21 protein-coding genes and 1 tRNA gene are annotated in these 23,215 nt (G+C 54.8%); 7 read left to right on the top strand and 15 right to left on the bottom strand.

What is annotated here, in order from left to right; translation table 11 throughout:
• Window positions 1-451: 451 nt before the first annotated feature.
• Both J3U88_RS16920 and J3U88_RS16925 read left to right on the top strand, forming a co-directional pair.
• Window positions 452-1,468, top strand: coding sequence for a LysM peptidoglycan-binding domain-containing protein (locus tag J3U88_RS16920; RefSeq protein WP_207860112.1), 1,017 nt, complete (start codon window positions 452-454; stop codon window positions 1,466-1,468).
• On the top strand, window positions 1,465-2,370 hold the full coding sequence (locus J3U88_RS16925) for a hypothetical protein (protein WP_207860113.1): 906 nt from the start codon (window positions 1,465-1,467) through the stop codon (window positions 2,368-2,370). Before J3U88_RS16920 ends, J3U88_RS16925 begins: the two co-directional genes overlap by 4 nt.
• 688 nt (window positions 2,371-3,058) lie before the next feature.
• Here J3U88_RS16925 and J3U88_RS16930 read toward each other — a convergent pair.
• The 8 genes from J3U88_RS16930 to J3U88_RS16965 all read right to left on the bottom strand — a co-directional run bounded on the left by J3U88_RS16930 (window position 3,059) and on the right by J3U88_RS16965 (window position 13,957).
• On the bottom strand, window positions 3,059-3,670 hold the full coding sequence (locus J3U88_RS16930) for an integrase core domain-containing protein (protein WP_207860114.1): 612 nt from the start codon (window positions 3,668-3,670) through the stop codon (window positions 3,059-3,061).
• 98 nt (window positions 3,671-3,768) lie between these two features.
• Window positions 3,769-6,852, bottom strand: a complete 3,084-nt coding sequence (locus tag J3U88_RS16935; RefSeq protein ID WP_207860115.1) for a tetratricopeptide repeat protein — start codon at window positions 6,850-6,852, stop codon at window positions 3,769-3,771.
• Between the two features lie 256 nt (window positions 6,853-7,108).
• Window positions 7,109-7,867 (bottom strand): nitrilase-related carbon-nitrogen hydrolase, encoded by a 759-nt coding sequence (locus tag J3U88_RS16940; protein ID WP_207860116.1) that lies wholly within the window; start codon window positions 7,865-7,867, stop codon window positions 7,109-7,111.
• 8 nt (window positions 7,868-7,875) lie between these two features.
• Window positions 7,876-9,042 (bottom strand): methionine aminotransferase, encoded by a 1,167-nt coding sequence (locus J3U88_RS16945; protein WP_207860117.1) that lies wholly within the window; start codon window positions 9,040-9,042, stop codon window positions 7,876-7,878.
• A gap of 146 nt (window positions 9,043-9,188) precedes the next feature.
• Entirely contained in the window at window positions 9,189-10,523 is a 1,335-nt protein-coding gene (locus J3U88_RS16950) for an SRPBCC family protein (protein ID WP_207860118.1), read from the bottom strand.
• A gap of 31 nt (window positions 10,524-10,554) precedes the next feature.
• Window positions 10,555-12,558, bottom strand: coding sequence for a pyridoxal phosphate-dependent decarboxylase family protein (locus J3U88_RS16955; protein ID WP_207860119.1), 2,004 nt, complete (start codon window positions 12,556-12,558; stop codon window positions 10,555-10,557).
• A 249-nt stretch (window positions 12,559-12,807) separates the two neighbouring features.
• Entirely contained in the window at window positions 12,808-13,725 is a 918-nt protein-coding gene (locus tag J3U88_RS16960; RefSeq protein WP_207860120.1) for a methionyl aminopeptidase, read from the bottom strand.
• Window positions 13,726-13,789: 64 nt separating this feature from the next.
• The gene (locus J3U88_RS16965; RefSeq protein WP_207860121.1) at window positions 13,790-13,957 is read right to left on the bottom strand and encodes a hypothetical protein; all 168 of its coding nucleotides are present in this window, start codon (window positions 13,955-13,957) and stop codon (window positions 13,790-13,792) included.
• Between the two features lie 469 nt (window positions 13,958-14,426).
• Here J3U88_RS16965 and J3U88_RS35030 point away from each other — a divergent pair, with 469 nt between their 5' ends.
• From J3U88_RS35030 to J3U88_RS16985, 4 genes are all read left to right on the top strand, one after another.
• Window positions 14,427-14,729, top strand: coding sequence for an HU family DNA-binding protein (locus J3U88_RS35030; protein ID WP_207860122.1), 303 nt, complete (start codon window positions 14,427-14,429; stop codon window positions 14,727-14,729).
• Between the two features lie 152 nt (window positions 14,730-14,881).
• On the top strand, window positions 14,882-15,574 hold the full coding sequence (locus J3U88_RS35035) for a MerR family transcriptional regulator (RefSeq protein WP_207860123.1): 693 nt from the start codon (window positions 14,882-14,884) through the stop codon (window positions 15,572-15,574).
• 31 nt (window positions 15,575-15,605) lie between these two features.
• Window positions 15,606-15,682, top strand: a tRNA-Pro gene (locus J3U88_RS16980).
• A gap of 217 nt (window positions 15,683-15,899) precedes the next feature.
• Entirely contained in the window at window positions 15,900-17,309 is a 1,410-nt protein-coding gene (locus J3U88_RS16985; RefSeq protein WP_207860124.1) for a DUF512 domain-containing protein, read from the top strand.
• 12 nt (window positions 17,310-17,321) lie between these two features.
• Here J3U88_RS16985 and J3U88_RS16990 read toward each other — a convergent pair whose 3' ends face one another.
• The 6 genes from J3U88_RS16990 to J3U88_RS17015 all read right to left on the bottom strand — a co-directional run bounded on the left by J3U88_RS16990 (window position 17,322) and on the right by J3U88_RS17015 (window position 21,013).
• Window positions 17,322-18,110, bottom strand: a complete 789-nt coding sequence (locus J3U88_RS16990; protein ID WP_207860125.1) for an aminotransferase class IV — start codon at window positions 18,108-18,110, stop codon at window positions 17,322-17,324.
• Between the two features lie 2 nt (window positions 18,111-18,112).
• A complete protein-coding gene (gene hpt / locus J3U88_RS16995) occupies window positions 18,113-18,643 on the bottom strand; it encodes a hypoxanthine phosphoribosyltransferase (protein ID WP_207860126.1) in 531 nt (176 codons plus the stop codon).
• A 42-nt stretch (window positions 18,644-18,685) separates the two neighbouring features.
• Window positions 18,686-19,153 carry a hypothetical protein gene (locus tag J3U88_RS17000; RefSeq protein WP_207860127.1) on the bottom strand — a complete coding sequence of 156 codons (468 nt, stop codon included), beginning with the start codon at window positions 19,151-19,153 and terminating at the stop codon, window positions 18,686-18,688.
• Between the two features lie 195 nt (window positions 19,154-19,348).
• Entirely contained in the window at window positions 19,349-19,747 is a 399-nt protein-coding gene (locus tag J3U88_RS17005; RefSeq protein ID WP_207860128.1) for a hypothetical protein, read from the bottom strand.
• A gap of 91 nt (window positions 19,748-19,838) precedes the next feature.
• Window positions 19,839-20,408, bottom strand: coding sequence for a hypothetical protein (locus tag J3U88_RS17010; protein ID WP_207860129.1), 570 nt, complete (start codon window positions 20,406-20,408; stop codon window positions 19,839-19,841).
• Window positions 20,405-21,013 carry an RNA polymerase sigma factor gene (locus J3U88_RS17015; protein ID WP_207860130.1) on the bottom strand — a complete coding sequence of 203 codons (609 nt, stop codon included), beginning with the start codon at window positions 21,011-21,013 and terminating at the stop codon, window positions 20,405-20,407. The genes J3U88_RS17010 and J3U88_RS17015 overlap by 4 nt, the downstream gene beginning before the upstream one ends.
• A gap of 246 nt (window positions 21,014-21,259) precedes the next feature.
• Here J3U88_RS17015 and J3U88_RS17020 point away from each other — a divergent pair, with 246 nt between their 5' ends.
• Entirely contained in the window at window positions 21,260-21,817 is a 558-nt protein-coding gene (locus J3U88_RS17020) for a hypothetical protein (RefSeq protein ID WP_207860131.1), read from the top strand.
• Between the two features lies 1 nt (window position 21,818).
• On the opposite strand, the gene bioA is transcribed toward J3U88_RS17020, so the two are convergent.
• Window positions 21,819-23,126 (bottom strand): adenosylmethionine--8-amino-7-oxononanoate transaminase, encoded by a 1,308-nt coding sequence (bioA, locus tag J3U88_RS17025; protein WP_207860132.1) that lies wholly within the window; start codon window positions 23,124-23,126, stop codon window positions 21,819-21,821.
• Window positions 23,127-23,215 lie beyond the last annotated feature (89 nt).

The following is a 23,215-nucleotide window of genomic DNA, read 5'->3' on the forward strand; positions in this document are numbered from 1 at the left end:
AAAAAAGCTTGGAAAAACTGGTCGAGCTCGTCTTGGAGAGAGCCTTTTAAGAAGTTGGCAAGAAAAAGGACCAAAATCGGGAAGCTGAGTTTACGGCAGCGCGTGAAAGCCGTGGGGGAAAGCCGGTGCTTTTCCTTAAAGTCCTGGGAAAAAATAACTTCCTTGGTTTGCTCGAGCAAAGCAACGTTGAACGACTTCGTCTATAAGAGAAGATTTCACACGAGACGACTTTTTGACCTTTTCTGGTTTTAAATCGGCGATTAATTAACCTCTCCTCCTGTCATAAAAACCTCATTTGAGAATAAATTTCGGTGGGCTTATCAATCAAGCCCGCCAGAGCATGTCTCATGCCGCAATTTTACCATAAACACCTAGTTACAAACAGGTTAATCTGTAATTTTCTCTCTTAACTTAACGGCATTGACCGTATGCGTATGCTGCCGGTAACCCGATGATGTTCTGGGATCCTGATGGTAAACATTGGCTAGCCGTAGAAGAGGGCCAAACACTAACTTCTATAGCAAAAAATGAAAATGTATCGTTGCAGTGGTTGATTCTCGCGAATAACATTGAGAATCCTGATCTCATAAGGGCAGGAAGCAGGCTATGGATACCTGAGGTTAAGGAAGAAGGGGATTTTGTAGAAATGGTAGAAGAATCAGTTAGTTCCGATGGAACAATGATGCATTTATATATATCGGAGCTTTTTGTTGATGGGCAATACCAATTCATAAAAAATTCTTCAGCTATGAACTTTTCTGATGCGCATTTTATGGATGAATATACTGATTCATGGCAACACATGAATGGACGCCTGATTAGATCTTTGAGTGACTCCCTTAATCGTATGAAGTACAACCAAGGAATCGGTAAGATGTCTAGAATTTTGAAAGAGGCTGCAAAGAACCAGAACAACACTTCTCAGAAAGCTAGGTTGGCTTACGATTTAAGAAACAGGCTACTGGATCAAACTAGAAGTCGCCTTACTCGAGAAGGGCGAGCATTGTCTGAGCTTTTGAAAGATAAACCAATGCCGTATGAAAAATTGATAGACCGTAGAATAGATAAATTCATCAAAGCCCACGGTCGTCAGCCTACTGCAGCCGAGATAGAAAATGCAATAATTGGTTCGGCTGGACGTTCTAATATTATGGTTACTAGAATAGCCAAAGCCAGTATTGTCGGCGGAGTAGTACTTCTGACATACCAAGTTTATGACGGGGTTTCATCTACTGTTAATGCTCCAGAGGGATATAAAACTCAAGTTGCATCTTATAATTTGGGTCGATTCGGAGGAGGCATGCTTGGCGGCGTTCTTGTTGGAGCCGGGGCTGGCGCATTGATCGGATTGTACACGACTAATCCAGGTGCGATTTTTGCAGGGGCTTTACTTGGTGGTATTATCGGTGGCTATCTTGGAGAAGAAGCGGTGATAGTTGTGCTTGATGAGATGTGGGGTCTCAAATGAAACAGGAGTATTCATTCACCTTTGCAACTGACGAATTTTTGATCGTGGATTGGTTTGGAGAGAGTTATTTTGAAATAGAAAGGCCAAAGTCTCTCTATGATGCATTTCTTTTTTCATCTCGCGAGGAAGTATTTCTAGTCTGTAAAATTATAGGATCTGCGGATTTGATTTTTAAAATTAACGGAGATGGGCTGAAGTCTTTCAAAGGAACACCTCAAAGATCTCTGTTTAAGTCCTGTGATGGAAAAAGTGTTTTTGCCGTCGAAAAACATATAGTACTCGTGTTTAAAGATGGAGGGTGGGAAAAAGCAGCAAGTTTAAGTAGTGGTTACAACATATTCAAGCTAAAAGGATCCCTAGGAGCTATGTATGTTATTGCTTCTGATGGCAGCAATGCGCGGGAGTTTTACCTTGCTCATGAAGAATGTTTAGTCATTGACGATTTCAAAGTATTGAAACCAAAAGGCCTAAGAAGACGCCTTGTCAGCCTTTTCGATTTCTCAAGTGACGGTTTTCATATACATAATTTCGGAAAAGCAGGGAATTCTCTAATTGCATTTCTTAGCTCCTCTGATTACAACAACCAACACCAGCTAGTTTCATATCCTGACGGGCTCTTAATAAAAAAATTCGTTGATCGGTTTGTTTACTCATCTTTTCGCGATGGCAAGTTATTATTACTATCAGATTCAGGTAAGTTGTTTTTGTATTCTGATACCGAAGGGTTCGAATTAAAAGAACAAGCGTTCTCTGTTCAAGGTGCAACTATGTGCAATAAAGGGTGTTTGTTTTATTTAACAACAAATGAATTGAGAGGCGAAAATGGTGCTATTCTAAAAGTACTCCCTGCTGAATACCAAGCCAAGAACAAAGTGATTTTTGATATTTTGTTTCGCCCGTAATGTCTCAAAAAGATCTCGAACTCGAAACGGAGCTAACCCGTTTTTCTCCAGCCTCTTGACAGCGCTCTGGTTGACAAGAAAAAGGAAACAATCCAAAGCCAACATACCAAGTTATCACTCAGCTAAATCAAAAGGAGTGATAACTATGTAAGAATCGATCAAGCGTTACGTAAAATGGTACAAATCCAGAATCAAAAACGAGGTAGCACAGCGCTATCTTGACAGGCTAAATCTCAACAACCAGGATGCTATCGAGAAGTTTGAAATTGCTTATTGTGATGGAAGCTATCTGAAACACATCAAGCGACAATCATCTTCTCCTTTGTCATACAAGAACTTCAAACAGAGTTTTGCCGCCGATGGTTTGTTAGATGGAGGTCATCAAGAGAAGTTTCGTTCGGGGCTCATTTTCCCGTTATACGGCGACGATAATTCTTTGAAGCAGGTGTGGGTTAGCAAGGTTAGTGAACGTTTGAAATCGGGACGATATGAGCTTCTTTTGAACGCGTAGTGTCCCAAAAATAACAAGGCTGGCAAATCAACCTGAAATCCGCGTTACGGAAGGGACATTAGCCTTCCGCCTTGGTGAAAAATGGCCAAAATTTTGTCGGGGAGTGGACCGTTTTTGATGCAAAGTCTTCATTTGGGCGCACTTCTGCCTTGGACTCGGATCCAATCCACCCTCTTCCTAACCTGAAACGCGATCATAAAAGCTGAGCAGGCCGCCCAGCCGGGTTCGTCGTCGGATTTTGCCCTGTGACCGGCCCTGTTCGCCGGAGATCAGCCGGTTACCGAGTCCTGGGTGGGGGCGTTTCTCATGGTAGTGGATCACGTATTCACGCAAAAGGTATTCATGTTGTACCCTGGAGAAAATCACGAATCGATCCAAGCATTCCTCTCGGATGCTGCGAATTACGCGTTCCACATGGGCGTTCAGGTTGGGTGAACGGGCCGGTAGTTTTACCGTGGTCACGCCCGAAGCCGCCAAGGTTTGTTTAAATTTGTTGCCGAACACCGCCGCCTGGTCGTGAATGAGATATGATCCCGCTTTCAGGAACCCGTGGTTTTCGTCGGCTTCATTGCAGGCGATCTGAACCAACCACGCCTGCGTCGGCTCATCCGCGATGCCGGCGATGTGGATTCGTCGTGACGCCAAATGCATCATTACCAAGACATGCACGCGCTGAATGCCCCAGCCGCGGGTCAGTTCCACCGTAAAGAAGTCCTCTGCAATCATACGCGACCACTGCTGCTCCAGGAAATGACGCCATGATCGGGCGCGTTTTGGGGCGGGGTTCAAACCGCCGTCCTCCAAAATCCGTGCCGCGGTGTTTTTCGAAAGCGAAACGCCGACCTGCTTCAGTGGTCCAACGGGTGACCGGGCTGTCGGTCGGTTCGTTATGCGGCCAAGTCGTTGCCCATGGGTAGGTGGATGCGGACCCTGGCGCCTTGGTCGGGGCCCTCGCTGAGGATGTGGATCTCGCCGTTGGCCAAGGCCAAGGCGTTGGCGGCGTAGTGGAGGCCGGAGCCGGGCCGGCCCGGTCTCGTGGTGTAGCCGTTTTCGAAGAGTTTGTGGTGCTCTTGTTGGGCGAAACCTTCGCCGTTGTCGGTGATCTCGATGATGACCTCGTTCTCCGTCCCGTCCAGCGCGGTGATGGTGACCAACCCGGTTTTTACGTTGCTCGCGGCTTCGATGGCCTGGAACGCGTTTTCCAGCAGGCAGGATAAAATTCGGTGGAGTTTGAAACGGTCCAGGGTCACGGGTGGTAACTGCACCAGATCGCAGCGGATTTCGATGGGTTTTTCGAAGGTGCGGTGGCGCTCTCTGGCGACCAGTTTTTCAATCAGTTGTTTGAGGTCAGTGTGTTTTTCGTAGCGGGCGTGGGCGACGCGACGTTGCTCGGCGAGAATGGCTTGGATTTTGGCGACACACTCGCCGAGGCGGCGGTTCTCGGTTTCGAGGTTTTCGACCTGTTTGTTCCACGACTGGGAAATACTTCTCAGGGCGCCCGGCAATTTCTCGAAATTGGCCTGGTGGGAAAGTGCTTCCAGGGCTTGGCGGTGCTCCACGAAGATGTCGTGGATTTTTTCCAGCAGGGCGCGTGGCCGTCGGTTGTTGAGTTCGCTTTCCATAACGTGCAGGGAGGTGCGCACGCTGGTTAAGGTGTTGCCGAGGTTGTGGAGCACCTCGCCGGCAACCTCGGCCATCCCGGCCAAGTGGGCGGCCTCGGTGAAGTCTTCTTGGGTTTCGGCCAGTTCGCGGATCATGGCGGCTTTGGTAAAGGCCAGGATGGCGTGTTCGCGGAAAAGCTCGAGCCGCTCCAGGTCGGGGTCTTTTAAATCGGCGAGGTTCATCTCAAAAATTAAAAAACCAAAAATCCGGTTTTCCTCGCGGATCTCGGCCACCAGCATTTTTTCGGGGAGTTCTTGGGCGCGCCATGCCTGAAGGTAAGGGAATTCAGGCTTCACGGTCGCGATGCTAATGCCGTCGCCGATGGTTTTGGCGGAGGCGGCCAAGATGCGCACTGCTTTTGCCGGAATGTCTTTGATGGGCTTTTGACGGCCTTGATCGGTACGGTAAACCAGGTCGGGCCCGTTTTGAAGGAAGGCGACGTTGTCACAGCGGGGCAGTAAGCGGGCGCCCTGCTTCAGTAAGGCGTCGATGACGGCCTCGAACTCAAATTCTTGGTTAATGGTGCGCACCAAATCTTCAAAAGTTTCCAGTTCATCCATGCGTTTTTGCAATTGGGCGGTGCGGTCCTGGACCCGTTCTTCCAAGACTTTGTTGTGTTGTTCCTTTTCGTGAAGCAGGCGCGATTGGGCGTAACGGTTGTAGACCAGCAGGCCGACGAGCGCAACCAACAAGGCGACCACCAGCCAGGTTGCGTAAAGCTGCGAGGCCGCCTTCTCTTCCTGGAGGCGCAATCCTTGAATTTGGTTGTCCTTTTCGAGCATGTCGATTTTGCGTTGGCGCCGAACCAGCTCCACGCGCTCATCCAGGCGATTGCGTGCGATGATCTTTTCATCTTCTGATAAGTTGTCTCGAATGGTTAGGTACCGCTTGTGATACTGAAGCGCCTGTTCGTAATTGCCGCGTTTTTCCCAGCAACGGCTTAATTCCAGGAACACATCGCGCAGCAAGGGCTTTGATTCGAGACGGCGGGCGATGCGTTCGGTTTCTTCCAAGTAGCCGACGGCGGCGGAAACCTGGTCGGTAGCCAACGAAACGCGGGCGAGGTTGAGCGCGGCCTCGGCGGTGGCGGATTCGTTGTGGCGTTCCTCATTAAGTGCTTTCTCGGTTTGGAAAGCGTCTTTGGCGGCTTCATAGTCGCCGGTGAGCATGTGGAGCCGCCCGTAAAGGTTGAGAATAATGATGGATTGTCGCTGGTCCTGCTCGGTTTCGTTGAGGGCGACGGACTTTTCCAAGTAGTCTTTCGCCTCGGAGACATTACCGCGTTCGACATGGAGTGCGGCCAGGTTGCGGTACCCGATGGACAAACCGCGGCGGTTGTTGATGCGGGTGTTGATGGCAACCATTTCCTCAAGGTAGGTTTCGGCCTCATCAAGGCGGTCCATTTTGTAGTGAATCGAACTGATGTTGTTAAGGGTGAGCGCGGTACCCATGGCGTGGTTGTTTTGGCGATGGGCTTCGAGGGTGGCGGAGTAATATTCGAGCGCGGTGTCCCAGTCGCCAAGCCGAGCGTAGGTAAGCGCGATGGTGTTGAGGTAGTCGGCCTTATCCCGGCAGCCGGGGTGTTGTTGGCAGGCGGCGAGGGCGCTTTCGGCGTGGTTCAAAGCTTCCGGGTAAGCGCCTTGGAAGTAGTGAATGATGGCAAGGTATGAATATAAAGCGGCGGTCACCCGGGGGTCACCCGCTGTTTCGGCCAACTGCAGGCCTTCTCGAAATGCGGTTTTGGCGTCCTCGTAGCGACCGGCCGAGCGGTGGATTTGTCCGATGACTCTGAGGGTGTCTGCTTCGCCGGCGGTGTCGCCTTGCTCTTGGTAGCGGGTCGCGGCCTGGCGGCAGAGGGCGAGGGCCTCTTCAAAGCGTGCCATTTTGCGAAACACGAGGGCGTTTTCCAATAAGATCTTGGCAAGCATGCGGCTATCTTCGAGGTTTTCCGCCTCAGGTCGCGCGCTGTTTAAATCGGCAAGCGCTTCTTCGTAGTTGCCCATGTGTCGGTGGGCCTTGGACCAGGCGAGGAACAACCGAATTTTGAGCGGTGGATCCGGTGGGTTGTTTAAAAGCAGCACTTGCGCCTTTTCGGCATGATGGTGGGCTCGCGCCGGATCTTTTTGAGCGTAAATTTCGAGCAGTTCGATGTGGAGCCTGAGGGCTTCGCTCGGCTGCGCCTCAAAAAGTTGTTGTTCGCGTTGCGCCTCTCGCGGGGGGGACTGGGCCTGTCCGGCGAGACCGATGAACAGCAACAGACATCCTAGGATGCGTATCAATTCGGTGTGGCTGGCGAGAAGGCGGTTCATGGAAGCATCTCAATCGGCGGTAATCGAAGGACCTGTAGTTGGTTTCGTCAACCTCGTCTGGGAACTAAAACAACGCGACGATGAACCTTGTTTTGTATCAGCGTTGATGCTTCAGGTGGGAAGGGTGAGGTGGCTTTGGCGCGCGGGCCGGGCAGGCGGGGTGTTGCCTGCCACTTGGTTGGCACCTGAGCGGTTTTGACCGGCGCGAAGGCCGGGCTCGGCCCCACCGCCGTGTTTGTTCATGATTGGGATTGGGTTACTTATCATTGAGGAACGGCCAGGTTGCACGGGTCTCCCGCACTTCCTGGGGATCGATTTCAGCAAGGAACAGACCTTCTTGATCGCCACAATCGAGTACGATGTCGCCCCTGGGGCCGATGAGGAGCGATTGACCGTTGTAATCCAGACCGGCGCCGTCACGGCCGACGCGGTTCACGCCGATGACGTAACTCAGGTTTTCAATGGCACGGGCGATGAGCAAGCTGCGCCAATGGTGAACCCTGACGGCGGGCCAGTTCGCCACGTAACTGATGATGTTGGTTTCCGGTACCATGGCGCGTGGTAACTCGGGGAAACGCAGGTCGTAACAGACGAACGGGGAGAGTTGGAAGCCGGCAACGGGCAGGCGCAGGGATTCACTGCCGCGTTGGTATTTTTTGTGTTCGCCGGCAAAGGTAAAGGTTTTAATTTTGGCGTACGCGGTGCTTTGGTCACCCTCGACGAGGTAGCACCGGTTTTGTTGCCCGCCCTCGACCTGGTGCGGCAAACCGCCGAGAACGGCACAGTCGTGTTCACGAGCCAAAGTCTTCATGGCCTCATGGCCCGCGTCGAAGGTTTTGTAGGCTTCGAGGTTCATGGTGAACCCGCAAATCCACAATTCCGGGAGCACGAGCAAATCGAGCTTGGGGCTACCTTGCGCTTGCAAACCGGTGCGTACCAGATCGGTCACCTTGGCGACGTTGCCCGCGGGATTTTCCCAGGCGATATCAAATTGCAGCAATCCAATGCGAACCATCATGCCTCCTAAGCATTTAAGCGGCGAAGCTGGGCGACGCCGGCTTGTAGGGTGGCGTCGGTTTTGGCGAAACAGAAACGCAGGTAGTTGGTGGGTGCTTCGTCCTGGTGCTGGTAAAACACGCTGATGGGAATGGTGGCCACGGCGACCTCGCTTTCAAGCAGGGTAAGTGCGTAATCCAGGTCCTTTTGGTCGCTAAAGGGTGAGAAATCGGCAAGCACGAAAAAGGTGCCCTGCGGGGTGGTGACGTTAAAACCGATGTCGGCGAGGGCGTCACATAGGAAGGATCGTTTGGCGGCCATTTCGGCGGCGAGTTGCGGAATCAACTGGTGGCGCCGGCGAAGCGCGGCGGCAATACCGTGTTGGAGCGGGGTGGCGACGGCAAAGGCGATGAACTGGTGAATGCGGCGGATGGCCTCGGTCGCCTTGGGTGGCGCCAAGGTGTAGCCGATTTTCCAGCCGGTGAGTGAAAAGGTTTTGGCGGTGGAGGAAATGGTGATGGTGCGTTCACGCATGCCTTCAAGCGCGGCCATGTGGATGTGTTTGTGATCGTCGAACACGAGGTGTTCGTAGACTTCGTCGGTGATACAGATGACATCGTGCTGCAAACACAGCTTTTGGATGAGACCCATCTCCTCGGCGGTAAAAACACGACCGGTGGGGTTGTGCGGGGTGTTGACGATAATGGCGCGGGTTTTGTCGCCAAAAGCGGCGCTAAGACGGTCGGCGTCGAAGGTGAAATCGGGTGCTTGCAGCGGGACGGCGATGACCTTGCCGCCGTTCATTTGGATGACGGGCAGGTAGGTGTCGTAAATGGGTTCAAAGACGATGACCTCGTCGCCCGGCTCGATCAGGGCGGTTAAGGTGGCGTACATGGCCTCGGTCGAACCGTTGAGCACGGTGATTTCGGTTTGGGGATCGAAATCAAGGCCGGCTTCTTCATTGTACTTTTCCGCGAGTGCCTGGGTCAGTGGAGCAACACCCGGAAGGGGCGCGTATTGGTTATGTCCGTCGCGAATGGCCTGACAGGCGGCTTCTTTCACGGCCTCGGGTCCGTCAAAATCGGGAAAACCCTGACCCAAATTCACGCATTTGCGTTCGCGTGCAACCCGGCCCAGGGTCGCAAAAATACTGGCACCATAAGGTTTTAACTTCTCAGACATCCATGAAGGCATTGGTCCGTCTCCTGAGATTCATTTTAGATATACGCTCGGGGAAACCCGGTCCGCTCAGCCCAAACGGGAGCGCACAAGATACAGGTGTTGGCTGGGAGAAGCAGGTCGCGGGAAACATGCCAATATAACATAAGGTCTCGGCGGGGTTATTCGATCAGCTTGCCCTCTTCCAAATCAAGGGTGGTGGCGAGGTCGGTGGTGAGCGGGGTAAAGCCGTGGTCCATGATGTTTTCGACCTGGGCGAGTTGGGTGTTCATGCCCGCGGGAAGACCGGGACGGGTCCAAGGTAAGATCTTGAGAATGCGGTGTTTGCTGTAGCCAAAAAAGCGGCGTTTGATCAGTAACCGCTGGAGTTCGGCGCGGGTGGTGGTCTCGCGATGGGCCAGGCAGATTTCACCTTGAATCCCAGGGTTTTGGATGAGGTGGAGCACCGCACCCATAGCGTCTTCTTGGCTGATCCAATAGAACTCGGGCGTCGCTTTGCCGTCTTTGAGAAACACGTAGGATTCCAGGCGCAGCAGCAGTTGGGTGAGCTGTGGCATGGAAGCTGAAACCATGCAGCCGAGATAGGCGAGGGTACGCGAGGCGACGCGGGCCAGGAGAAAAGGCATTTGCTCGCCGGCGTCGGCGAGGGGGCGTGGTTTGGGTGGGTCAAAGCTGATAAAGGGTTCACGGATGAAATGGTCGAGGGATCGCTGGAATCCGTGACATTCGATCAGGTGGGCGTGGTCGTTGCCGGCAACCTCGAGTAATTGGGCCAAATCGTAGAGGTAATCGAAGGTGATTTCCGGGTCGCGGCTTTCGCGGTAGGGAAGGCCGCTGTGCAACAAGATGTCCGCTTCTTCCAAGGGGTAGCGCGAGCCGCGGCCCGCCAGGCATTCGAAGCGCCAGGTTTGGTTTCCGCCCGGATCGGCCGCGCACATATGGTAAATCTGATGGCCGCCCACGCTGAGGAAGGAGGCGAGGCGGCGCAGGAAGCGGTTGATTTTGCCAAAAAACACCAGGGTTTTGGGTTCGCCGTCCCCGGCGAGGTGACGCTGGAGATCGTGGCGGGTGCGCTGGTGCCGAAAGCGGAACATGCGGTCGAGATCGGCGCGAAGGAAGGGGCCGCCGAACAAAGCGCCGATGGGTCCCATGGGCAGTTTGTAGGTGATTGCGTCGGTTAATTTTGCGCGGTTGGCCGAAAGCGCTTCAAAACCGTGGACGTGGCGCCAGGCGGCAAAAGGGCCGCGCGCTTGGCGGTCGACAAATTGTTTGTTGGGTTGGTAGTCCTCGTGTTCCGCGCGCCAGGTGATCCCTAGCGGACCTTGGTGAATTTTAAAGACGAGCAGGTCACCGTCTTCAATCGTACCCTTTTGGTCGATTTTGCTGAGGTGGACCCAAGGCGGGACCAGGCGATCAAAAGCACCTGGCCGCGCGTGGTAGGCGAAAAGTGCTTCGACGGGGCAGGCGAACTCGGATTCCATATGGAACAAAGGCATAAAGAAGCCTACTGTGTGGCAAGTTTGATGACTAACCGCGACCGATGGCACGACCCATTTCGGTTTTGATGGCGCGGAACAAGAACGCACAATAGCGATCAATGTAGTTCATGCCGTTATCCTCGTACATCAACCAAGGATTCATCAAGGTGTGGCGAATCAGGTAGATGTGGTCGGATTCACGGGTGCGGTCCGTGACATGGTGACAGAAGGTATCACCATTAATGCCCAACTCCTCGAAAATCCGTGCGGCATCTTCATCGGTTAAGGCGTCTTTGGACAAAGAGGTGAAAGAACCGAAGAAGTCGTGGGCTTGAAGCGGCTGTTGCGGGTTGATCTTCATGTGCTGGAAGACCTTGCGAGAGAAGTGGTTAAGCAGTGCCAAGTGAGGATTGCCCTTTGGGTTGATGGCGAAACAGACGAGGTTGGTGTCGGGCGTAAACGGAATGGTGATGGTCACCAGTTCTTTGAGATGGCGGCGTACGTCCATCAACTTGTCATAGAAATACTCGCAGGCGCGCATGGAGTGGGCCATGATGCGGCCGAAACCTTCGTTGTGCAAGGGGATGCAGCGATGGGTGACGTAGGCGGCGGCCGCGGCGGAACCGGGTTTCGACCCTTCCATGATGTACTGACCCAAACCCAGGAGCTTCTTGGCGGCGGGTTTTTTGAGGGGATCTTCTTTAACGTCAAAGACATAAGCGGCTTTTTGACTGATGAAGTCAAGCACACCGGAATCTTTGCTGACGAAGGCGCCGCAGGGGAAGGGAAGGTAGCCGAGCTTGTGGGGGTCGATGGTGATGGAGTCGGCCTCGGAGACGGCCTTGAAGGCTTGCCAGGTACCCTTGTGGGGGAAGTATTTGAATTCTTTACAGACGTCCTCGTGGGGAACAAAACCGCCGTCGGGTAAACGAAACAACGAGGTCATGTAGCCGCCCCAGGCGGCGTCGACGTGGATGCCGAAATAAAAACCTTTGGCGGCGTATTCGTCTCGGACTTCCACCATTTTGTGGATGGGATCGACCGAGCCAAATTCGGTGCTACCCAACACGCCGATCATGCCTAGAACGGGGATTTGTTGCTGGTAATGCTCCTCGATCACCTCTTTCAAGTGACTGATTTCCATGCGCATGTGGACATCGGTGCGAATTTTTTCGATGTGCGCGGTGCCCATGCCGAGGATCTTCATGGCTTTTTCCCATGAATAGTGGGCCGATTGGGGGATGACCAGTTTGGGTTGTTTGATTTCGGGGTGGCGCAGGAAAAAGCCGGCCATGCCAAGGTGTGCCACGCTTTCTTTGATGACGGCTTCCGAAAAGGCCTGGAACTGTTTTTTCTCGTATTCTTCTTTGACGTGGGCGGTCACCTTGCGCATCAGCAGGATGGTGTCGCGGATCGAAAGGTTAAAGAGTTCCCACTTGCTGTATTGATCGAGCTGCTGATTTTTGGGACCGACATCCGGTAACTTGATGCCTAAATCTTTAACGGCTTGTGCCAGACTGAGCGGGTAAAAACGGACGGAGCGCAAATTCCAAATGCCCTCGTAGTTGGCGACGGTTCCGCCGGAGGTGAGGTGACCCCATGCGCAGGGTTCTTCGCTCGGGTCGGTGTTGTAGCCGAACATACGCGCGAGCTGGGTGCCGACTTCGAGTTCTTTGGCGAGGGTGGCGGGGGCGGCGTCGTCACTGACATTGTTTGGGTTATAGAGGATCGTCATGATCTGGGCGAGCACACCGGGCAGCAGCAGATCGGCAGCCATATGGCCCATGTAGCGGGGACTGAAAAAAGGCACCGATTTTTTGAGATCGGCACTCAAGGTGTGGAGTTCTTGCTGCATTTGGGCGAGGAACTCGTTGTAATCTTCACGGTACGGCGCGTTGGTCGGAATGGGTGGTCGGTTTTCAGGGTGAAAATTTCGACGCCAATAAGCGTGATCGCGCAAAAACTCCAACAACGTCTTTTCGAAGACGTGGTCGTTCTCGGCATATGCGCCGAGGAAGAAGGGATGCATGAAACTCAGATCTGAATGCGGCATGCGCTCTCCCCGGTATGAATCGCGTTAAGTACCAGATTTTGCTTGAATTCTACTAGTAAATCCGGTGGCTGGCAATAAATTATCGATTTCGAGAAGGAAACCGACTGCGGTGGAAACTAAAGCCGGTTATTGCATGAAAAAGTCTGGTTTTATTGAAGGTTATCTTTTTGTGTTTAAGACGTGGTGTCGCCTGAATTGGGCGTTAAGCGGCGGCCTGTTGTGGTTTTGGGCGTCCCGGAAGCGGCGTTTTTAGCCGGGAAGGGTGAGAATTTCGTGACCCTCGTCCGTGACGAGAATTGTGTGTTCGAATTGCGCGGAAAGGCGGCGGTCCAAGGTGTAGACGGTCCAGCCGTCGCGTTGATCCAGTTCGGTTTCCCAGGTGCCGGCATTGATCATGGGTTCAATGGTAAAGGTCATGCCTGGGGTGAGTTGGCCGTCATTGGCGGGGCTGGGATAATGCAGGACTTGGGGTTCGGCGTGAAAAATGGTGCCGATGCCGTGGCCGGTGTATTCCCTTACAACGCCCAGCTTGTGTTTGTCGGCGTGTTTTTGGATGGCGCGGCCGATATCGATCAGGCGATTCTTGGGATGGACGGCTTCAATGCCGAGCATCAAACACTCGCGCGCGGTTTCCGTGACCAGGCGGGCTTCCTCCGAGGGGGTGCCGACGTAAACGGTGCGGCTGGTATCGCCGAAGTAGCCGTCGAGGATGCAGGTGACGTCGATGTTGACGATATCGCCGTCCTTCAACACGTCGTCGGCGCTGGGGATGCCGTGGCAGACAATTTCATTAATAGAGGTACAGCAGTTTTTGGGAAAACCGCCTTTTTTGATGACGGGATTGCGCGGATCGGTGTGGCCCTTGGGGTAGTTGAGTGGGGCGGGGTAGGCGCCTGCTTTGAGGGTGAGATCCAGAACCCAGTTGTCGATTTCAAGGGTGGTGATCCCGGGTTTCACCTTGTCGCAAACCTCGGCAAGGATGTTGGCGGCGAGGCGACAGGCGGCGCGCATTTTCGGCAAGGTTTCGGGCGTCATGATTTGTACGCTGCGATCCGGGCGCTTCATGTTGGTGGCGATGGGACCTTTTTCCCCCAAGGGACCGTGACATTTCTTGAATTTTTTGCCACTGCCACACCAGCAGGGTTCGTTACGACCAATTTTTCCCATCGTTTTCTCCTTCCAAGATCAACAAAAAGGCGTCCTTACCGCTGAGTTGCCGGGTTAAAGGAAGCTAGCGGCGGGTGGTCACCTTGATCCTCGCGGTGGAAAAGCCGTGAGGAAATACCCCGTTGGTTTTTTGTTCGCCGCCCGTGTCGAGGGCAAGGGTCACCAGTATCATGGTGTTGTGCGCGGGACTGGCGGGTAATTCGCGGTGTTTGCGGCTCCAGTTAGTCCGCATTTCTCACATGGGTTTCTGCTTCGTAGCAGAATTCCTTGTGAGAAATGCGGGTCAGGCGGTCACAAAAAAACCAGGCTGCCTATTATCGTGCAAGAAAGCGCGAGAAACAAGGGGCCAAAGGGCGCGAAAACACGGGCCTTTCCGTGTTTCTCCGGGGCAGGGCCGGTGGGTTAATCCATGGACATGCCGTCTTTTCCATGACGGGTGGCGCGAACCTGGACGGGCGGATGCTCGGATCCATTTGGAAATGTCGGTTTTCAGGGCGTTGATGGGGGCGGATAACTGGATTACCGCGAGGTGCATGCAGCAATCGTGCGCCACCATTTGCGTTTTGACGCCCGCGTCAGTAGGGGAAGGGGACTGCTGTCTCGGTTCGTGCTTGCCGTGCCGTTGTTACAATGAGCACAGAAAAAAGAACCTTCTTAGGCCAGGATCGGTTTCGAGGACGGTTGTTCAAGGGGAGGCGTTGGTGATTAAAAAAGACATCGCGAAAGAGTTGCATGAACTGCACGGCGGCATGACGCTGGCCGAATCCGAACAGCACGTCAATACACTGCTTGACATTATGAAAGAAGCGTTTACCTCGGGGGAACCGCTCACCATTACGCATTTTGGGAAATTCAAACAAAAGAAGAAGGTCGTTCGCGATGTTCAGCTTCCCTCGGGCAAACAGGTGATGTCCTCGGCAGGACACCGCGTCCAATTTTTGCCTAGCCCCAAACTGAAGGCCAAGGTCAACGCCCGCGAGGAAGTGCTTACCGATCAAGGTTAGGAGGGTCGCGATCCAACCTGCTCTGATGCCTGAATGATTGTGCCCCGGCGTAACCCGGTGGGTTGCGCTTACCGGAGGGTACCAACCCTTCATCCTCAAATGGGCGCCAAACGTGAATTCCTTCTCCGCCAACGGCGATGGCGCGACGGGTCGTGCATCATTCGGTTGCGGGCTATTTTGTCTTTGCGATCCGCGTTTGCCTTATGCCGGGCTCCTGGGTCACAATCGGGGACGCATGGTGGGATCACCCGCCTGTGCCTGGAGTGACCATGAGCGAAAAAGAAGAACAGCTTTCTTTTGAGACCGAAGCCGCCGCGCCTGCTCCGCCCTCGGCCGAGGCGACGGCGAAACCACCGCAAAAAGAAGTGGCGCCGGTGGAAACCGCGGCACCTGCTGAAGCAGCGCCGGAAGAAGATGGAGTACCCGCTGGAACAGCCGATGCGAAAGTCGGTCCGAGCGCACCCGACAAAATTGCGGTGGTTCGCCGCGACCTAATTAAACCTGGCAAGATCTTTTACAAAATGGGCGACGTCTGCGACATCACCGGGTTGGAGGCCCATGTGCTGCGTTTTTGGGAAGCCGAGTTTGAACAGCTCCAGCCCAAAAAGAACCGTTCCGGCCATCGCATCTACACGGTGGAAGAGATCGAACGGGTGATTTGTATTCGCCGTCTTTTGCACGAGGAAGGTTACACAATTCCCGGTGCGCGCAAAAAACTGGAAGATCCGGCCTATGAAAGTGGAGAAAATCACGGGAAACCGCGAGAGATGCAATTTATCTTGAATGAAATCAGTGGCATACGAAAGAGTTTAGAAAGTGCGATAAAATTGCTTGACGGTCCATAACCCCTTGCCTATAATCCTGCCTTGCATCGGTCGGAGCGTGGCGCAGTCTGGTAGCGCACTCCCTTGGGGTGGGAGAGGTCGGAAGTTCAAATCTTCTCGCTCCGACCATTTAACCCCCTCGATCCCCATGAGAGGGTCACCAAAAAAGAGCCGCTAGGCTCTTTTTTTGTTTCCGGCAAAAGCGTGTTTGGCAGGCCGACGCCCATCTTCGTGGTTTTTGAGCCGCCCGTTTTTGCGTTCTCTTACAATCGCGATTCACGATGTTTGGTAAAATAGTCGTTTCCGCGGCCGCGCCGGCGCCGGAATTCTTGTTTTGGAGGCGACTATGGCCAGGATTCCTGGGACGACACATCGACGCAAAGGCGGGGTTGTGGTGCAATCGGTGACCACGGATTCAATTGCCGCGCTGTGTGGCATCGAACCGGGGGACAAGATCCTTTCGATCAACGGCCATATGATTCCCGACAGCCTAAGCTTCTCCTTTAACATCACCATGCCCGAGCTTTACATCGTGGTTGAGAAGCAAAACGGCGAACACTGGGACTTGGAAATTGAAAACGACGGGGACGCTGCCTTCGGTGTCGGCCTCGAAGAAGACGAAATCATGCTTTGCAAAAACAAGTGCGTGTTTTGTTTCGTTGATCAGAATCCCAAGGGTTACCGCCGCTCATTACTTATTAAAGATGAAGACATTCGTTTGTCCTTTATGTACGGCAATTATTCGACCTTGTCCTCGACGGACGCCGCGGAAGAAGCGCGGATTATTCGCGAGAAAATTGATCCGCTGTACGTTTCCGTTCACGCCACCGACCCCGAGGTGCGTGTGTTCATGTTGAAGAACAAAAAGCAGGGCGAAATTTTGGCGCGGTTGAAACGCTTTGCGGCGGGTGGCATCCATTTTCACGCCCAGGTGGTACTTTGTCCCGGCGTGAACGACGGCCCGATTTTGGCCAAGACCCTCGAAGAATTGGCGGCATTGCACCCCTACTGCCTGTCCATCGCGGTAGTTCCGCTGGGTATTACCGAACACCGCGCCAAGTTGACGGTGCTCAAACCGGTTTCCGATGCGTACTGCCGCGAAACGGTGGCCTTCTGTGAGGATTACCGGCATCGTTTCGAGGCCGAATACGGCGATCCCATGGTGTTTCTCGGCGATGAATTTTACCTGCGTGCCGGGTTGCCGATCCCGCCCAAACCCGATTACCGCGATTTTCCCCAAATGGAAAACGGCATCGGTATGGTGCGCCGTTTTGTAGATGGTTTTGAAGAGGGCCTCCTCGACCTTAAATTAGAGCGCGGCCTCAAAGGAACCCTGGTGACCGGAACCCTGTTTGGGCCGGTTCTTTCGCGGTGTATTGACCGCCTGAACCAAGTATTTGGTACCGAGTTACGGGTGGTGCCGATTCGCAACGACGCCTTTGGGCCAACCCTGATCACGGTTGCCGGCCTGGTTCACGGTCGCGATACAGTGACCCAGTTGCGCGGCGGCGATATTGGTGATTTCGTGGTGATGCCCCATGTAATGCTTAAAGACGCCGACACCGATCCTATTATGATCGACAACTACTATCCCAAGCACTTGGCTTCGCTGCTTAAGGTGCCGGTGGTGGGGACCCCCAACACGGCCGACGGTTTGCTGGATGTGCTGCGGGATTGGCGCGAGCATGTGCTTGCTTGGACCCCCAAACCCGGGGAGAAGGTGACGGCCCCGCGTGCGCCCGTGGCGCATGGGTGATTTGTTGGTGGGTTAATCGGTGTGCGCGGGGTTGTGAGTCCCGGCCTCGAATTGATCGAGGGTGGTTGTTTCCGGCTCAGGGAGGCCCGCGATCCAGTTCGCCGCGGCCTCGGTGTTAAACCTTTGTGTCATGACGGCACGCACCGGTTTTGGGCCGCTCACCGCGTTGGTGGTGACGACCGCGCGGAAACGGGGCAGCTCCTCCAGTTTAATCGCGGCTTCCGCTACTTTGCTTTGTTCCAACAGCCTTTGGCGGACGGTGCCGGGGAGAAGCCCGCTCGCAAGCGGCGGCGTGATCCAGGATCCGTCTGCCCTCAGGAAGCACAGGTTTGCGGTGCCGGCTTCTAGGATAAAGCCCTTTTGGTCCACGATGAGGCCGTCGTCATATCCCGCTTGCTTGGCGAGGCGCCCGACGATTTGATAACCCAAGCGTGCGCCCGATTTGAGCTGCCGCCAAGGGTCGTTGCAGGGGAATCGGTGTTCGCTGAGATGGAGGGCGAGCGAGGGACGTGAATCGCCGGCGTATGGCTTGACCCACACGTGGCTTTTCGTTTTGAAAGCCGGGTTTGCGGCCCAGCGACCGCCCTGTTGCAACAGCGTGAAACGCACGACCCATGCGCCCTCGGCGGGCACCGCTTCCCGCAGCGCACGTGCGAAGGCGGCGCGATCCGGCGGCTGCAGCAGGACTTGCGCGGCCGCGGTGCCGAGGCGCTGGAAATGGCGGTCTAGGTCGCGGTAGCGACCGTCGCGGGCGATCAGGGTTTCGAAGAGACTATGACCGTAAAGGGCGTAGTCGTCCATGCCTAACCGTTGGGGTCGAGCACGCCGATGTAGGGCAGGTTGCGGAAGTATTCGTCGTAATCAAGGCCGTAGCCGATGACGAATTTGTCTTCAATGGTGAACCCGGTGTAGGCGATGTCGACATCCACCACGCGGCGGCTGGGTTTGTCGAGCAGCGAACAAACTTTAAGCGAGCTCGGGTGGCGCACGGAGAGCAATTCAAGCGTGCGGTGCAAGGTGCGCCCGGTATCGACAATGTCTTCAATGATGAGCACGTCTTTGCCGGAAATATCGACGTCGAGATCCTGCAAAATCTTCACACTGCCGGACGATTCGGTGCCGCCGCCGTAGCTGGAGGCGCGCATGACGTCGACCCGAACCGGGATGGTCAGGTGACGGACCAGGTCCGCGCAAAAAATGATCGAACCTTTGAGCAGGCAGACGCCGAAGAGCTCGGTGTCCTTGTAATCTTCGTTGATTTGGGCGCCGAGTTCGGCCACCCGTTTTTGAATTTGATCGGCCGTCAACAGGGTTTCGGTGACTTTACCGCGCATGCAGGGAACCTCCGGGAACGGGTTGGGGCAAAATAGGGTGGTTTAGAAAAAGGAACACTGGCCGGTGCTGGGCAGGGCCTCGCGGGCGTCGAGATCGGGAATGCCGGCGAGCATGAAAATCGAGGGGTTCCACACGCTGGGGTCCAGGGAGAACATGCCGGCCAAACGATGGCTGTCGGAGCACTGACGCAAAATGGTGACCATGCCGGCGCGGTTCAGAATGGAGAGGTAGGCCAGGGTGGCCTCGACCGGAATACTCGGCAGGCCGCCGCCTTTTTGGAATAACAAAATCAAGTAAGGCAAGCGGGTTACGATCTCGGCAATATCGTCCTCGGGCAGGTCGGTCGACAGCACCTCAAGGGTGCGGGCGATGGTTTCCGGGTCCTCGATCACGACCCAATGGTAGTTACCGGTGTCCTCGGGAACGTAGCGGTCAAACTGGCTGAGGGCCCGGCTGATAAGTCCTTGGAGGCTGGTATTCAAACGCACGAATTCAAGTTGTTGACCCATCTTTATAACTCCGATGTTTTCAATCGGTTTCCACATTTTATCTCGGAGAACCTGTTAATCGCTTAACTTATACACCAGCCGTCCCGGTGCCGCAAGCGCGGGAGGGGAAAACCCACCTTTGGGTCGGGGAAAGGAGGGTTGGTGCGAAAAAAACGTGGTGGGCGCAAAGTGGCGGGCGCTGAAAAACAACCTTGTTTAATTGCGAAAACGGTTGTTGCGTGGGTTGCGCTGATTGGGACGGTTTAGCTGGCGGGCACGCTGTTGTACCTTACGCTGAAACTCCTGGTAAAACGTAAAAAATTCGATGGTTTCGTCCGGGGTCAGCAGCTCGCGGACTTTTTTCCACATGGCCATCTCGTTTTCATGGACCGACACCTTTACGGCAAAGTATTCGTCAATCAGTTGTGCCTTATCGGCGGGCCCCTCGTTCAGGCGCATTTTGAGCCGCCGCTGCCGTTGCTTGAGCTTGAGTTGGTTGGCCTCGTATTCGTCCAAGATCTCGTTGAGATCCAGCAACTTCTCATCCGAGAAATCGAGATTTTTGCGGGTCTCGGCCAAACGCACAAAACGGAGCGTCTCCTGGATTTTTTCCAAGTTGGCCCCGGGTTGCGCAACAAGCGGTAGGAGGCAACACCCAACCGCCAAACATACTGTTGTCAGGATCCTTAATCGCGGTCCGCGCACATCAACCCTCCGCATTCCAAAGCGATTTAAACGCTTCACTATCAAAATTTTCATCAAGCGGCAGGTCCCCGTCTCGTTCCAGGAATTGGCTGTCCTCGCCCAGGTCGTCCAGCAGTTGGGCAACGTCGCTTTCTACCAGGTCGCTGAGGTTGCCGTCCAGGTAATCGTCGCTGTAGAGTTGATCGATAAAGGCCAAATCTTGTTCGGACATCTGCGCCCATTGATTATCGCTCGGGTTCAGATCGCTTTGACGCGGGGTGGACGGCATCAGCAAAAAGCCGAGAACCAGCAAGCCGGCAAAGGCAAAAGCGGTGGTTTGCCAACCGCCGAAGAAAAAGCGCCAACTGAAGCGGGCGCGCTTGCGCGGGCGGTTCTCCAAGCGTTGTTGAAGGCGATGGTTGAACTGATTCCAATACTCCTGGCCGGGGTCGGGTGCCTCAATGGCTTCAATCGATTCCATCATGGCGATCAATTCGGCGGCTTCCTCACGCGCGGCGGCGTCGTTGGGGTTGTCGAGGTAGGCCGCAAAGGCTTCTTGCTCGGTGCGCGGCTTGTTTGGGGTGTTGTTCATGAGTTCACTCCCACCTTCAGAAGGGTTCGCAATTTTTTGACGGCGTTAAAGACGTTGGCTTTGACGGTGCCGGGCGAACACTTCATGATTTTAGCGACTTCTTCACAGGTCATGTCTTGGAATGTTTTTAAGAGCAGGGTTTCTTTTTGTTTGGGGGGTAACTGATTGATGGCGGCATAAAGTTCCTCGTGGCGCTGCTCCTGAATGAGCCGGGCCTCGGATACCGCGCCCTTGCCGTGATCGTGGTCCTCGACCGCATCGCCGCTGTCCTTGGTGACGCGACCGCTGCGGGTTAAGTTGATGCTCAGGTTGGTGCAAATCTTAAGGAGCCAGGTCTTGAGGCTCGCTTCCTGACGAAAGTTCGCCAGCCCGTTGTAGGCGCGGATAAATGTCTCCTGGGTGAGATCGTCCGCCTCCGCGTGGTTGCGGGTGAACCGGTAGGCCACGGCGTAGACCTGTTTGCGGTATTTCAGCGTGATCTGTGTAAACGCGGATTCTTCACCGTCCAGAAAACGCTGGACGAGGGCTTGGTCCTCGCTGGTCGGAATCGCCTGGGGGTTTACCTGGATGGTCACGCCAAATCCTTGCAGGGATGTCGTCGTCAATGGTCCTACCTCGTCCTCGCCCTCGCGGGCAAACGGTCTGGTGATCCGTGCCGTGTCGGGATAGGAGCACCTTCGTTGTGGACATGGACCGTTCGGGAGCCTCTTTGGTTTAATCGGTTGCATCAAAAAATTTCTAAATCCGCTTATTCAACTGAGAACGTGGGCCGTATCACGTGGGGTCAAGGCCGAAGCGGTTTGCCGAGCAGCGCCGTATGCGCCTAAAATGGGTTGAGAAAGGAAGGTTTTATGAAATGGACGACGATTGCGATGTGGCTGTTTTTTGGTTTAGCGTTTACCGCGGCACCTCAAGCGGACCTCGACGAAGCGGAGGCGCAACCCTTCATTACCCGCGTCCAAGAAAGTTTCCTGGCGTTTAACGAGCACGCCGAGTTGGGCTTAATCCTTCGTGTATACCCTTGGTTTGAAACCAAATCCTGGCGAGCCGTTGTGGTGGAAGGGAGAACGCGGGTTGTGTTTGAAGGACGGATCAACGACGCCAAGGCGGTCCAAGATTTTAATGAGCGCAACAAATACGCTTGGCCGGAGTCCTTCAAGGCGATGCAGCTCAAAAGTTACTACCATCTTGAGAAGGACAAGCAAGGGCTGGCTTTTCGGTTGTTTTTTGATTTTAGCGACGCCCGCAACTATGCCCCGGTTGGCGGCGCGTTAGGCGTTCAGCGCGCATCGGATGATGTTTGGACCTACCAACCCATGAGTGAAAAAACCTTTGTCGCGGTTTTGGAAGGTCTGTACAACCGCGATGATCCTTACCTGATCCTGGTCCACGGCTTGCCGTACAAATAGGTCATGCGTCGGCGAGGACCTGGTGAATGGCGGCAGTGAGGTGGTCCAAGTCGTCGGCTCCCATGACATAGGGCGGCATGACGTAAACCAGCTTGCCGAAGGGCCTAACCCAAACGCCGGCTTCGACGAAACGCGGTTGGATTTGGTGCATGTTCACCGGCGCCTTGAGTTCGACGACGCCGATGGCGCCCAACACGCGGACCTCGGCAACGTTCGGTAAATCCCGACACGGGGCCAAGCCACGGTTCAAACGGGTTTCAATGCCGTGGACCTGATCCTGCCAGGCGCCCGTCTGCAAAAGGCGAAGACTGGCGAGCGCCGAACTGCAGGCCAATGGGTTGGCCATGAAGGTCGGGCCGTGCATCAGCGGGCCTTTGCGCGAAATGGTGTCGGCAACTTCCGGGGAGGTGATCGTGGCCGCCAGGGTCATGGTGCCGCCGGTAAGTGCTTTGCCCAGACAAATGATGTCGGGAACGACGTCCGCGTGTTCCATGGCGAAAAGTTTGCCGGTACGGCCGAAGCCGGTGGCGATTTCGTCATGGATGATGAGGATGCCGTGTTCGCGGCAAACGCCGTGCATGCCGCGCAGCAGGGCGGGATGGTAAAAACGCATGCCGCCGGCGCCTTGGACGATGGGCTCAAGGATAAGCGCGGCGATGCTTTTCCCGTGTTGGGCCAGGCAATCGCGCAGGGGTTGTAGGGCCGCTTCTAGTTGGCGCGGGGTGGGGTCCGCGTGGAAGGGCAGGGGTGGCGCGGGCAGGAAATGGTGTTGGGTGAGGTTTTGGTTGAACCAGCCGTGCATGCCGGTTTCGGGATCACACACGGCCATGGCGCCGAAGGTATCGCCGTGGTAGCCGCGGCGTACGGTGACCAGTTTTTGCCGTTGCGGCTGGTCTCTGCCAAGCCAATATTGGACCGCCATTTTGACGGCGACTTCTACCGAAACCGAACCACTGTCGGCGAAAAACACGCGGTTGAGGTCGGCGGGCAACATCTCGGTGAGGGTTTTGGCCAGCTCAATCGCGGGTTCGTGGGTTAAACCGCCGAACATCACGTGGGGAAACCGGTCGATTTGGGCTTTCATGGCTTCTGTGAGGGCGGGATGGTTGTATCCGTGGATCACCGACCACCAACTGGCCATGCCGTCGATAAGCGTGCGACCGTCGGCGAGTTCCAGCCGCACGCCGTCGGCGGCAACAACCGGGAAAATCGGAGGGCCGTGGCCAATCGCGGTGTAGGGATGCCAAATGTGGTCGTGATCAAACTTAAGGCGTTGGCGCCATTGGGTGTCGGTGGTTGATGTCAACATCTTGCTCCTCACTGAATCGCCTCACTCTACCACTAAATTGACGCGGTTCGACCGGGTCTCCAGGGTGCCGGAGTTGGATGTGCGGCTTT

Source organism: Acanthopleuribacter pedis (genome assembly GCF_017377855.1).
Lineage (GTDB): Bacteria > Acidobacteriota > Holophagae > Acanthopleuribacterales > Acanthopleuribacteraceae > Acanthopleuribacter > Acanthopleuribacter pedis.